Raw genomic sequence first — 13,545 nt, 5'->3', positions numbered from 1 at the left:
TGTCATTTTTAGTTTTTATTATTTACAAGCTCATTAAAGTCATCTCCTAACAATAATTTCAGCCAGCATTTCCTCATATTCATCATAATAGCCCACTTCCACAAAACCAAAACGTTGATAAAATGATTTATGGCGTTCGCTAGTTTCGTCATAACAGACAGTAATCCTGTGACAATCAGGCTGCTGTTTCATTTCATCCAGTAATAACTGCATCGCCGCTCCTCCAATACCTTGGTTTTGGTAAGACTTATCAATCATCATTCGATACAGATTATATTCGTTGGGTTTGCCTTCATTAACGCAGCGCTCATACATTGCAAAACCCACCACCTCTTCGTCGTAGCAGATCACTCTTGCTCTGCAATATTCATTAAAATGTGATTCGACAATTGACTCTGAATTTGGTGCGACGAAAACTTCCTGTCCAGGTTCAACTTCAAGAGACATTACATCCTCATAGTTGTCTTTATCGACATCAATCAAAGATACTTTCATAATTAACCTACTCGCTTTCTAAGAAATATAATTAAGATACGGGCGGTACTTCTCGAAAAAATTTTCGCGCTTCATTAATCCCAAAAGTCCACATAAACTTAGCCAATTGTAATACAAATTTTCACTCGGCATTTTTTCTTTAATGCTCTTAAAACTGACAAAGGCCGAAGATCGAGTATGAAAATCGATATTAAAAGAAATGCTATCAGTCAACGTTCTTACATGATGAAGCATACCCGCTGGCATGATTAATATATCGCCTTGATGCACCTCAATCGTGGATTTGTTTATCTCACCCACATGCTGAATTTCAGGATTATACTCAAACCAGCGCCACCCTCGACGAGAACAAGCATCTCTTTCTTCCCAAGGAATAAAAGAGAATCTTTTACTTCCCTTTATCTGAAAAAATAGATTGTTCGTTCTTAAAGTATCAAAATGCAGTGGCGTTATAGCGCCGGCTGGAGACATAAAAAATTGAACAAATTTCCACCATTCATTTCGATAAAGCTTTGGCAAAATAGTTAGAGGAAAATCACCAACATCATCAAGTAACTGCTGAGCTTGTAAAAAGATAGGAATGTCATGACAATAGGGAATATCGTTACCCATCTCCCCTTTTTTATATGCATTCAGAATTTCTAAATAACGATACATTTTGGTTTGCTCAGAACGCACGCCATTTGCATCAAAAAATTTGATCACAATGTCAATTTGAGGACATTTATCTTGAAAGTATTTAGCATCCCATTGTCTTATCGCAGGCCAGTCTTGCAATAATCCTCGGTAAACAATTACGTATCCCCGAGCAAGTGTCTGATGAAATTCAAGCTGATTAAACTTAGTAAGTTCTACTACACGGCTCATAATTCTACACTCCTAGCTAATAATTGCTGCTAACCGGTAACCTTTGAACTTTACTTTCGACGTTATCACTGTTCCTCGCTTTTAAACTGGCGAAAGCCTGTTCTATAATCTTCAATCCTTTTACAAGTGTCTCTTCATCAATAGTCAAAGCAGGCATCAATTTCAACACTTCATCATTGGGGCCGCACAACTCCACAATCAAACCATTTTCAAAACAATGCTTCACCAAATACTGTGTTAATGAGGAATCAATCATTTCTATACCTTGCATGAATCCAATCCCTTTAACTCGCAGTACAAGTTCATGATACTCTTTAGCTAAAGCGTTCAAGTGCGTTCGGATTAATTCAGCCTTATACTGAATTATTTTCTGAAAAGAGCTGTCGCCCCAATATTCATTTAACATTGCTTTTGAAGCAACAAATGCTAAGTTATTACCTCGAAATGTGCCGTTGTCTTCTGCCGGTTTCCACACATCGATATCAGGAGAAATAAGCAGTAAAGACATAGGCAGCCCAATACCACCAATAGATTTGGAAAGACAAACGAGATCAGGTTTAATATTTGCGCGCTCAAAACTAAAGAATGTTCCGGTACGACCACAACCAGATTGAATGTCATCAACGATTAGTAGAATGTTGAACTCTTCGGTCAATTCTCTCAACGCTCTCAACCATTCAACAGAAGCAACATTTAATCCGCCTTCTCCCTGTACAGTCTCAAGAATTACCGCTGCGGGAAGATCAACCCCTGAACTGGAATCGGTAAGTAGCTTTCTAAAATATCCTATATAATTAAATTCTCCATCGATATAACCATCAAATGGTAAGCGCGTAATCTGAGAATATAACCCAGGTTGGCGATGATGTTGACTACCTGTTAAACTGAGCGACACCCCTGTCATACCGTGAAAGGCGTTGGTAAAACAAACAATATTTTCTCTTTTTGTATACTTTCTTGCTAATTTTACCGCAGATTCAATGACGCTCGTACCCGTAGGGCTGGTAAATTGTAAACGATATTCAAGCTGTCTTGGTTGCAAAATTTTATCAACAAATGTCGATATAAACTCCATTTTTGCTTCCGAGTACAAATCAAGCCCCATAATAATACCATCATCTTGAATATACTTAAAAATTTGTTGTTTTATGATTGTATTATTATGTCCATAGTTCAGCGCGCCAGCGCCACATAAAAAATCAATGTAACTGTTACCATCTATATCGATTAAGGTAGAACCTATACCACTTCTAAATACTACGGGAAATCTACGGCAATATGAACGAGCTTTAGACTCATAATTATTAAATATTTCTTCTATTTCCATAATAACTCCACAGTAATTCAGATAAAAGCCAAATTGATTTAAGTCGGAGTAATCTGTTTATATTGAGACAATCATAAAATAATAACTAAAAAAGTTATTTCTGTTGTAACTTTCTCATTATAATCTTTAGCTTAAAACCTATCAAAGTAATCGGGTATTTTCCTATTTTTCGACCATACATACAGCCCTAAATCCTCTACCGATAAATACAGGTTTGAAGCGCATTTCATCATATATCCGTCATCTTTCAAGCTGCCTCTTTGTTGGCTGCACTCGCTCACCCCGGTCACATAGTTATCTATGCTCCCGGGGATTCACTCCCTTGCCGTCGCGATGCATCTTGAAATCCATAGGGTATATCACTATTTTATTCCCTAATCTATATTTTCTAAAAAATAGCCATTTCTGCTATCTGTAATTGTTGCCTTTTATAATAGGTATGGATAGACTTGTATTCACATAATGGTTTTGTAAACATAGAACTCCGCATATTTCTAATATCTTTTTTATTCCACAATGCCATTTTTAAATCTACTGCGGTTATAACCCCATTCAAATTATAGCCAATTAGCTTTGTGCCATTTAATTCTCTACTTCGACATATGTTGAAAAATAATAGCCAGCCAACTTATGCGAAGGCAAAAGTAAAACACATCTTGAAATAATTTTTTATATTTAAAGTACAAAGGGAACATTAACATAGGCTGAACATTAACACAAACAAAACACTAATAAAAGCCAAACACTAATCAAAAAAAACGAATATATTAGAAAGAAACCCTCGGAGTTAATTACAAGAGTTATAGTTGTGCTCAACAAACGAAATCATTCAGATATTCAAATGCCACTTTCCTCTTTAGAAAATCAACAAGGAAAAATAAAAGTGCCGCAATATCATGACAAGCTATTTACTGAAACAGCTTCTCGAATGACATCCAGTGCAGTAGGATTTTCAATTAGGGCAAGATCACCGGGTTCACGCCCTTCACATATTGCCTGCATGGTTCGACGCAACATTTTTCCTGAACGTGTTTTGGGAAGCTGAGAGACAAAATAGACTCGTGCCGGACGGCCTACGCTACCAATTTGTTTATTTACCAAATCCATCAAAACCTTTTCCAAAATAGCAAAATGCTCGGCATTCTGGATCTCCCGCCCATCCTTGAGGACAACAAAAGCAACCGCGACTTGCCCTTTGATGGCATCCTTAATGCCAATCACAGCCACTTCGGCAACATCTTCATGGCTGGCGATACACTCTTCTATCTCCCGCGTTCCCAGACGATGCCCGGCCACATTAATCACATCATCCGAACGCCCCAAAATAAAATAATAGCCGTCACTATCACGGATACCCCAATCAAATGTGGAATAAACTGAATGATCGAAATGACGCCAATAAGTATTGATAAAACGGGTATCATCACCATAGATAGTTTGAATACAACCCGGTGGTAAAGGTCCTTCAATAACGAGCATACCTTTTTCGTTATTACCACACGCCTCGCCAGTCAGTTCATTGATGAGCTTGACATGAAAGCCATACATCGGGAAGCCAGTACTGCCAAATCGACTCGGCCTGTCATCCAGCGTACGGGCGATAGCCATAATTGGCCAACCAGTCTCGGTCTGCCAGTAATTATCAATGACAGGGACGTTGATAGCCTCGGCAATCCAGCGGGCGGTATGTTCATCAAGCGGCTCTCCCGCCAAATACAATGACTTAAGTGATGAAATATCGTATTTACCAATACATTCAACCGAATATTTTTTCAGTACACGAATAGCTGTAGGTGCTGAAAACATCCGTGTTACTTGATATTTTTCTACTATTTTCCACCAAATACCCGCATCTGGCCGTATCGGCACCCCCTCATACATAATCGTCGCCATTCCTGCAATTAAAGGAGCATAGACAATATAAGAATGCCCGACGATCCAACCAATATCTGAGGTGCTAAAAAATACCTCACCCGCTTTACCACCAAAAATGATATCCATAGATGTTGCCAGTGCGACAGCATAACCGCCAACATCACGCTGCACTCCCTTTGGCGTGCCCGTCGTACCGGAAGTATAGAGTACACAGGAGGTTTCATTTGATTCAAGCCAGGTTACGGGAATGTCAGCATCAAAGTACTCCTGCCGCAATGTCGCGAAATCGATATCTCTCCCCGGTACCCAAACCATTTCTGCCAGTCCACGATTAACCATCAGTACATGGCGGGGTTTGTGGTTCGCCAGTTCGATGGCTTCATCTAACAATGGTTTGTAAGGAATAATTTTTCCACCACGCGCTCCCCCATCAGCAGACACCACCAACACCGGTTCAGCATTATCCAACCGTGTGGCAAGGCTCTGGGAAGCAAAACCACCAAAGACAACAGAGTGAACGGCACCAATACGGGCACAAGCGAGCAAAACAAACAACGCTTCGGCAATCATCGGCATATAAACCAAAACTCTGTCGCCTTTTTTAACGCCCAGAGAGAGCATCATGGCAGCCGCTCGATTCACTTCCTGATGTAATTCCCTGAAAGTAAATACTTTCTCACTATGAGTTTCTGTTGAGATGGTGATGAGCGCCTTAGCATCAGGCTGGCTTTCCAGCCAGCGATCCAACGCGTTGTAGCATAGGTTGGTTTTTCCCCCGCAAAACCAACCAGCAAAAGGAGGATTGCTATAATCCAGCACTTGCTCAAAAGGATGTTGCCAGAAAATACGTTGCGCCTGCTCAGCCCAGAAAGCGTTGGGATCATCAATGGACTGCTGATAAAAAGCGTTGAATGACATAATCTCTCCTATGTGCTGCCGTAGATGATAGAGCGGCACTTTGGGAGAGCGACCGCCGATAGTATTGGAAATTCAGATAACGTATAAGTCGAGGTATTCGTTTACCGGCATGTTTTCTAGCAACGAACGGTCAAGGGAAACAGACAGGATTCTCCTCTGTTGCGTTTCAGGGAACTGACGTGCCAGGTTGGTTCTAAATTTTTTCAGCAATAATGGAATGCCTTCCTTACGGCGACGAGCATGGCCGATGGGGAATTCAACTTTAACTTCATCGAGCTGGCTGCCATCTGTAAACGTAACAGTTAATGCGTTAGCAATAGAGCGTTTTTCCGGATCATGATAATCATGGGTAAAATCAAGATCTTCAACACACACTACTTTTTCCCGCAGTGCATCAATGCGAGGATCTGCCGCAACGCTATCTTCATAATCCGCCGCAGTAAGATGACCAAAGATCAAAGGAATCGCAACCATGTACTGAATACAGTGGTCTCTGTCCGCAGGATTGTTTAACGGGCCTTGCTTATCGATAATCCGTATACAAGCTTCATGGGTACGAATAGTGATTTTTGTAATATCATTGATAGTTTTATCGGCGTCTTTCAGTTGTTGATGCAGGCTCATTGCCGCTTCCACCGCAGTTTGCGCATGAAATTCCGCCGGGAAAGCGATCTTGAACAGCACGTTTTCCATCACATAAGAGCCATAGGCACGCTGGAATTTGAAAGGCTGACCATTGAATAAGACATCATAGAATCCCCACGTTTTTGCGGTTAATACCGAGGGATATCCCATTTCACCCTTTTGCGCCATCAGGGCCAAGCGAACCGCGCGGGATGTTGCATCACCGGCAGCCCAAGATTTACGTGAGCCGGTATTGGGAGCATGGCGGTAAGTTCGCAGCGATTGACCATCAACCCAAGCCAATGATACCGCACTCAGGATCTCTTCTCGATTCAACCCCAACATTTCAGCAACAACAGCGGTCGAAGCCACTTTTACCAGCACGACGTGATCTAAACCGACTTTATTGAATGCATTCTCCAGTGCAAGACATCCCTGTATTTCATGTGCTTTAACCATACCCGTCAAAACATCTTTGATCGTGAGCGGCTTTTTCCCACCAGCAACGGCATTTCTTGATAGCCAGTCAGCCACTGCCAAGATGCCACCGAGGTTATCGGATGGATGCCCCCATTCAGCAGCAAGCCATGTGTCATTGAAATCCAACCACCGGATCATCGTACCAATGTTAAATGCCGCCTGTACGGGATCGAGTTGAAACTGGGTTCCCGGTACCCGCACGCCATTGGGTACCACTGTCCCCGGCACAACCGGCCCTAGTAATTTCTTACAGGCCGGGTATTCCAGTGCCTCTAACCCACAACCCAGCGTATCCAGAAAGCAGTAATAAGCCGTTTCATAGGCAACGGATGATGTGATGGCGTATTCCATGACATAATCCACAATATCCACAATGACCTGATCATATTCAGGATGATTGCTTGCAACAGAGGTAGACATAATAATTCCTTGTTAAAAAAACACCCATGCAGGAATCTCTGCATCAAAAATAGCGTTACCCACGTTTACCTATTGGCGTAAATACTCGATTTTCTGGCCCGGTATAGTTGGCTGAAGGACGAATAATTTTGTTATCAATACGTTGTTCAATGATGTGAGCAGCCCATCCTGCGGTGCGGGCAATTACAAACAACGGTGTAAACATCGCCGTTGGCACGCCCATCATGTGATAGGAAACCGCTGAGAACCAATCAAGATTTGGGAACATTTTTTTATTGGCCCACATCACCGCTTCTAGTCGATCCGCGATATCAAACATTTTGGTGGTTCCTGCCTCTTTAGAAAGTTGCAGAGCCACATCTTTAATCACTTTGTGACGGGGATCAGAAATAGTGTAAACCGGATGACCAAAGCCAATAATGACCTCTTTTCTCGCCAAGCGCGCTAGAATATCACTCTCTGCTTCATCAGGATTTTCATAGCGCTGTTGAATTTCAAAAGAGACTTCATTTGCTCCACCGTGTTTTGGCCCTCTCAGTGCACCAATCGCCCCGATGATGGCGGAGTAAATATCTGTGCCAGTTCCTGCAATAACCCGGCTGGTAAATGTCGAGGCATTAAATTCGTGTTCCGCATAAAGGATTAGCGAGGTATGCATGGTTTTTTCCCACGATTCACCGGGTTTTTTACCATGCAGGAGGTGCAGAAAATGCCCGCCTATCGACACATCATCAGTTTCCACCTCAATGCGGCGTCCATTGTGGCTATAGTGATACCAATAGAGCAACATGGAGCTGAGAGAGGCCAGTAATCTGTCAGCAATATCACGCGCTCCCGCGAGGTTGTGATCATCTTTCTCAGGCAATGTACAACCCAGAACGGAGACGCCGGTACGCATAACATCCATCGGATGGGCGGCCGCGGGTAATGTTTCCAGTGCAGCCTTTACGCTACCCGGCAGACCTCGCAGTGCGGTTAATTTCGTTTTATAGGCAGCCAATTCAGCACGGGAGGGCAACTTTTCGTGGATCAGTAGGTACGCAACTTCTTCAAATTCACACTGGGTTGCAAGATCAAGAATATCGTAACCACGGTAGTGCAGATCATTACCGGTTTTTCCAACGGTACAAAGTGCCGTGTTACCCGCACTGACGCCAGAAAGGGCTACCGATTTTTTAGGCTTTAAAGTGGTTAACTCAGTCATCGTGTTCTGTTCGCTCATGGGTATCACCTCTACTGTTTTTATGCCATATAAAACGACGAAATTAGGTGGGGATGTCCGTCATTGAGATTTTTTCTGGGAGAAAAGCAGATCCAGTTTTTGTTCAAAATCGTAGTAATTGATGCTTTCATATAACTCGTTGCGAGTCTGCATCATGCTGATCACACTCTTCTGTGTCCCTTCTCGGCGGAGTGTGGTGTAAACCTGCTCGGCTGCCTTATTCATTGCACGGAAAGCAGAAAGTGGATAAAGCGCAATAGAGACATCCACACTTTTCAACTCTTCAGTCGTGAAAAGTGGAGTCGCACCAAATTCAGTTATATTGGCTAATACAGGAACCCTGGTTGTTGACGCAAATGCTTTATACATATGTAATTCAGTGATCGCCTCAGGAAACAGCATGTCCGCCCCGGCTTCGATATAGGCTTTTGCCCGATCAAGCGCCGCTGCTAATCCTTCAACAGCCAAAGCATCAGTGCGAGCCATAATGACGAAATTTTTATCAGTACGGGCATCGACAGCGGCCTTGATGCGATCAACCATTTCCTCTTTGGATACAATCTCTTTATTCGGACGATGACCGCAACGCTTCGCACCGACCTGATCTTCAATATGCAGCCCCGCCGCCCCCGCTTTAATCATGGAACGCACTGTGCGAGCCACATTAAAGGCAGAAGAACCAAAACCGATATCAGCATCCACCAACAATGGCAAATCGCATACGTCCGTAATACGACGAATATCTGTTAACACATCATCCAGCGTTGAAATTCCCAGATCAGGCATACCCAACGAACCCGCCGATACACCGCCACCAGAAAGATAGATAGCTTTATAGCCCGCCCGTTTTGCCAGCAACGCATGATTCGCATTAATGGTACCGACAACCTGTAGCGGGGATTCAGCTTCTATAGCCTGACGAAATGCCAAACCGGCAGAGGAAAGAGTCATATAAGACCTCATTGTTATTATAATGAAACACATTTGTTATATAGCAATATACGTACCAATAAAGTAAAAAATAGCTGATAGTTTTAAAAAACAAATACAATAAAAAGTTAACACTTTGTTTTTAATTTAAAAAATAGCAATAAAAATATTTATTATTTTGTAGGAAAGTACCATTGATAGAAAAACTCATCTGTTCCATAATGAATCAATTACGTTTTATGAAACATGAATGAAACAATTGTGAAACATTGAATTATTGTGATGGGAAAAGCGAATAAAGTTCAGCTAAGAAAAACGAAAACAGCACACAGATGAGGAATCGCATGGCAGAAGCACCATCAGCAGAACGTGATAACCGTGATAAACCAGTCATTTGGACAGTCTCTGTTTCCCGTCTTTTTGATCTCTTTCGTGATATCACACCAGAGTTCGATCATCAGGCCAATATCACGCCTATCCAACTTGGGTTTGAAAATGCGGTTCAGCATATTCGTCAGCGGTTAACAACTGAATGTTGTGATGCCGTGCTCTGTGCCGGCTCTAATGGCGCCTATCTTAAAAGCCGTTTGTCAGTACCAGTCATCATTGCTAAGGCCAGCGGTTTTGATTTTATGCAGGCATTGGCCCGTGCACGACAAATCAGCTCCCGTATTGGTGTTATCACCTATCAGAATACATTACCCGCGCTAGAAGAATTTCAGCAACGGTTCAACTTGCGTATTGAACAACGCAGTTACGTAACGGAAGAAGATGCACGGGCCCAAGTCAATGCACTAAAAGCCATTGGCATTAAAGTGATTGTCGGTGCCGGGCTAATTACCGACCTCTCCTATGAAGCTGAATTGGTGGGTGTTTTTGTCTACTCTGCTGATTCTATTCGACAGGCATTCCATGACGCACTGGATATTGCCAGAATGACCAAGCTCAGCCAAGCTTCAATTTCTGCCTATCCAACCGAGAATAGTTTACGTACCCGCCATACTCTCAATGATATCCGGGGAGATTCAGCGGTAATGGAACATGTGCGCAACACTATTATGCTATACGCCCGCTCGCCTGCCACAGTGCTAATACAGGGGGAAAGTGGTACAGGGAAGGAGCTGGTGGCACAAGCCATTCACCATGAATATGCCCTGCGGTATGGTCAGATTACAGGTAAACATCAACGGCCGTTTGTCGCCGTTAACTGTGGCGCCATTGCTAAATCCTTACTGGAAGCTGAATTGTTTGGTTATGAAGAAGGCGCTTTCACCGGATCTCGGCGGGGAGGTCGTGCAGGTCTTTTTGAGGTTGCGCATCGAGGCACGCTATTTTTGGATGAAATTGGTGAAATGCCACTGCCTCTTCAAACACGGCTATTGCGGGTACTGGAAGAAAAATCCGTTGTCAGAGTAGGAGGACACCGCCCTATTGCCGTTGATGTTCGGATCATCTGCGCCACACATTGCGATTTGGATACCTGGGTTCAAGAAGGGCGTTTTCGCACAGATCTGTTCTATCGCCTAAGTGTATTGCGCATCAACATTCCGGCCCTCAGGGAAAGAGGTCATGATATTGGTATATTGGCGCTGGAATATCTGCGACGAGCATTTGCCGCATTAAATTTGCCGGTATCACAATCAAGAGTGCGAGAGCTCGCTGCTTGTCAGGAGGCATTGCAAGCCTATCATTGGCCCGGTAATGTCCGAGAACTACGTAATCTTATGGAGCGGCTCACGTTATACCTTAGTGCCCATCCTGAGCATACCTTAACACCAGAATTGATATTGGCGCTTTCACCGGAGCGCCAATCCACACTCAAGCTGGCAGAACAAAGTATGAAGTCTTTTCCCTCTTTAACTCAACAATCTTCACTTGTTGCACCACTTTCAGCTCATGAAACCTTGAAACGATTTTCTGGCAATCACCATGCAACCGCGGAATATCTGGGGATTAGCCGTACTACGTTGTGGCGACGATTGAAGAAGGAGATGGCAGGGAATAAATAGCTAAAATGTTGCCTTGAAATGCTTACGGTAGTCCTGTGGAGTGCTACTGAACGCCCGGAAGAAACTGCGGCGTAAAGTATCTTCACAGCCGAAACCGCAACGGGAGGCTATGCACTTGAGCGATAGCGTGGATTCAACCAAAAGATGACGCGCCGCTTCTAGGCGGAATCGCTCCACCGCTTTGGCTGGCGTAATCCCTGCATGTTGGCCATAGTGGCGCACGAAGCTACGTTCACTCATATTGGTACGAGCGGCCAAAGCTGCCACTGAAAGGTCTCCCGCCAAATTGTTAATCATCCAAGCGTGCAGATCTGCAAATTTACTCGTACTGCTTTGTAATGCCAGTGAAGCACTAAACTGTTCCTGTCCACCAGGACGTTTGAGAAACATAACGAGATCCCGCGCAACATCCAGTGCCAGTTTATGACCGAAATCTTCCTCCAGCAATGATAGAGCCAAATCGATTCCTGCGGTGACACCAGCAGAAGTCCACACCGGGCCATCCTGAATAAAGATAGGATCACATTCTACCCGCAACTTACTGTAACGCCGGGCCAGTTCGGCACAGCTATTCCAGTGCGTAACGACTCTGCGGCCATCAAGCAACCCGCAAGCAGCCAGAATGAATGCCCCGCTACATACAGACACAATACGCCTAGCCAGCGATGCATGTCCCTTTAACCAATTACGCAATGGCGGATGATTCGCCGCTGACTCAACGCCAATGCCCCCTGCAACAATCAGAGTATCGGCGGGAGAATCCAACTTAGGTAAAGGTTCTGCCTGCACAGTTATTCCAGCCTGTGTCATTACCTGTCCGGGATCACAAGCCACGACTTTTATGGCATAAAGCCGTTTTTGACCAGACTTCTCTGCTAGCTCATTAGCTGTGGTAAAGACCTGCAATGGCCCTGAAAGGTCCAGCAGATTTACGTTGGGGAAGATCAGAAAATAGAGAGTCTTAATGTCCATAAGGCAATTATGGCACTTGGCGTAAATCGTCGCAATATTGGCATATACGCCAATTAGTTTACGGTTACAGTTGTTCCATCAATTTGCTACCGGAATACAAATATTCAGCGCTCGCTAAAAATAGCGGCATATGAATGTCAGTTCTCTTTTCAATCTCGATAAGGAAAACTTCTCCATGAAAAACACATCTAAGGAACATCCTGCGGCATTATCTTCGTTAATGAAAGCATCGTCTGGAGAAAAACCCACTCTCGCTTTTGTCGTTTTCCCAGGCATGACGCCACTTGATATGATTGGTCCCGCGACAGTTCTTGAAGTAGGAGGATGGTTAAATATTGAATATGTCTGGCGCGATTTACTTCCGGTGCGTACTGAGCTGGCACATATATCATTTTCGCCGAGCACTACATTTGAGCAATTAGATAAAGTGGATATTTTGTGTGTTCCCGGTACAGGAAATCCTTATGCTTTGCTTACCAAATTAGACATGCTTGATTGGATACATAAAGTGGGAAATAAAGCGTCTTGGGTCACAAGCGTGTGTACAGGATCGATCCTGTTAGGAGCCGCAGGCTTGCTGAAAGGGTATAAAGCAGCGACTCATTGGTCGATGATAGACGATCTCAACGAATTCGGTGCAATACCGGTTAATAAAAGAGTCGTTATCGATAGAAACCGAGTCACAGGGGGTGGAGTCACCGCGGGTATTGATTTCGGTTTAACATTGCTTGCTGAAATCAAAGGTGAAGAATATGCACAAGCAGTCCAATTGGCAATGCAATATAGCCCAGAACCACCGTTCAATAGCGGCATGCCAGAATTCGCCGGCAAAGAAATAACCCATGCCACGCTTCAAGCTATATTTTCCAATGTGGAAAAACAGACGCCTGATTACAAAGAAATTTTAATTAAAAGCGCCAAGAGAATATCAGATATCTACTGAATCTATTTTCATATTATGCCTCAACTCAACCTGTTTCAGCGTTCGCTTATTTACCAATAACAGAAATATTTTCTATTCTGAGAACGACTAATTCATAGGTGCATATACCTGTCATCCTTCAAGTTGCCTCTTTGTTGGCTGCACTCACTCACCCCGGTCACATAGTTATCTATGCTCCCGGGGATTCGCTCCCTTGCCGCCGCGATGCATCTTGAAATCCATAAGGTATAAATCCAGATTTGTTTTTTTAGATTAAACGGTATAGGCAACCAATCCGGTTGCCGCTTCCAAGAGAAAATTTATCGGATTACGATGTTTCGAATATTATATTTGAGGAATATTCTTTAATTATTCAAATACTATTTCAATTAAAAATCTTAATACCCGACAGAAAAAGTATGATTTCAAATTTATCCGAATAATATACCGCTTATATGTAAAGTTTTGTGCACCTATTATATTA

At 43.3% G+C, this 13,545-nt stretch carries 12 protein-coding genes; 2 read left to right on the top strand and 10 right to left on the bottom strand.

The window, feature by feature from the left end; genetic code table 11:
- Positions 1 to 39: 39 nt before the first annotated feature.
- The 8 genes from CKY02_RS04815 to prpB all read right to left on the bottom strand — a co-directional run bounded on the left by CKY02_RS04815 (position 40) and on the right by prpB (position 9,179).
- Entirely contained in the window at positions 40 to 495 is a 456-nt protein-coding gene (locus CKY02_RS04815) for a GNAT family N-acetyltransferase (protein ID WP_112876702.1), read from the bottom strand.
- A gap of 18 nt (positions 496 to 513) precedes the next feature.
- Positions 514 to 1,362: a cupin-like domain-containing protein gene (locus CKY02_RS04810; protein ID WP_112894424.1), complete on the bottom strand. Its 849-nt coding sequence runs from the start codon at positions 1,360 to 1,362 to the stop codon at positions 514 to 516.
- A gap of 16 nt (positions 1,363 to 1,378) precedes the next feature.
- Positions 1,379 to 2,689: a diaminobutyrate--2-oxoglutarate transaminase gene (gene ectB, locus CKY02_RS04805; RefSeq protein WP_193493045.1), complete on the bottom strand. Its 1,311-nt coding sequence runs from the start codon at positions 2,687 to 2,689 to the stop codon at positions 1,379 to 1,381.
- A 131-nt stretch (positions 2,690 to 2,820) separates the two neighbouring features.
- Entirely contained in the window at positions 2,821 to 2,979 is a 159-nt protein-coding gene (locus CKY02_RS24325) for a hypothetical protein (RefSeq protein WP_162120074.1), read from the bottom strand.
- Positions 2,980 to 3,583: 604 nt separating this feature from the next.
- A complete protein-coding gene (locus tag CKY02_RS04800; protein WP_112894423.1) occupies positions 3,584 to 5,482 on the bottom strand; it encodes a propionate--CoA ligase in 1,899 nt (632 codons plus the stop codon).
- A gap of 72 nt (positions 5,483 to 5,554) precedes the next feature.
- Positions 5,555 to 7,006, bottom strand: coding sequence for a bifunctional 2-methylcitrate dehydratase/aconitate hydratase (locus CKY02_RS04795; RefSeq protein WP_112894422.1), 1,452 nt, complete (start codon positions 7,004 to 7,006; stop codon positions 5,555 to 5,557).
- Between the two features lie 55 nt (positions 7,007 to 7,061).
- A complete protein-coding gene (prpC, locus tag CKY02_RS04790) occupies positions 7,062 to 8,228 on the bottom strand; it encodes a bifunctional 2-methylcitrate synthase/citrate synthase (protein ID WP_112894421.1) in 1,167 nt (388 codons plus the stop codon).
- A gap of 60 nt (positions 8,229 to 8,288) precedes the next feature.
- Positions 8,289 to 9,179 carry a methylisocitrate lyase gene (prpB, locus tag CKY02_RS04785; protein ID WP_112894420.1) on the bottom strand — a complete coding sequence of 297 codons (891 nt, stop codon included), beginning with the start codon at positions 9,177 to 9,179 and terminating at the stop codon, positions 8,289 to 8,291.
- A gap of 323 nt (positions 9,180 to 9,502) precedes the next feature.
- On the opposite strand from prpB, the gene prpR reads away from it, so the two are divergent.
- The gene (gene prpR, locus CKY02_RS04780) at positions 9,503 to 11,167 is read left to right on the top strand and encodes a propionate catabolism operon regulatory protein PrpR (protein ID WP_112894419.1); all 1,665 of its coding nucleotides are present in this window, start codon (positions 9,503 to 9,505) and stop codon (positions 11,165 to 11,167) included.
- Here prpR and CKY02_RS04775 read toward each other — a convergent pair whose 3' ends face one another.
- The gene (locus CKY02_RS04775; protein WP_112894418.1) at positions 11,168 to 12,139 is read right to left on the bottom strand and encodes a GlxA family transcriptional regulator; all 972 of its coding nucleotides are present in this window, start codon (positions 12,137 to 12,139) and stop codon (positions 11,168 to 11,170) included.
- A 175-nt stretch (positions 12,140 to 12,314) separates the two neighbouring features.
- Here CKY02_RS04775 and CKY02_RS04770 point away from each other — a divergent pair, with 175 nt between their 5' ends.
- A complete protein-coding gene (locus tag CKY02_RS04770) occupies positions 12,315 to 13,082 on the top strand; it encodes a DJ-1/PfpI family protein (RefSeq protein WP_112894417.1) in 768 nt (255 codons plus the stop codon).
- 92 nt (positions 13,083 to 13,174) lie between these two features.
- Here the strand turns inward: CKY02_RS04770 and CKY02_RS24320 are convergent, their stop codons facing one another.
- Positions 13,175 to 13,351, bottom strand: coding sequence for a hypothetical protein (locus CKY02_RS24320; RefSeq protein WP_162120069.1), 177 nt, complete (start codon positions 13,349 to 13,351; stop codon positions 13,175 to 13,177).
- Between the last annotated feature and the right edge of the window lie 194 nt (positions 13,352 to 13,545).

Source organism: Photorhabdus bodei, from assembly GCF_003287735.1.
Lineage (GTDB): Bacteria > Pseudomonadota > Gammaproteobacteria > Enterobacterales > Enterobacteriaceae > Photorhabdus > Photorhabdus kayaii.
The sequence above is the reverse complement of the archived record's forward strand: the minus strand, read 5'-3'. Positions and strand labels throughout refer to the sequence as shown.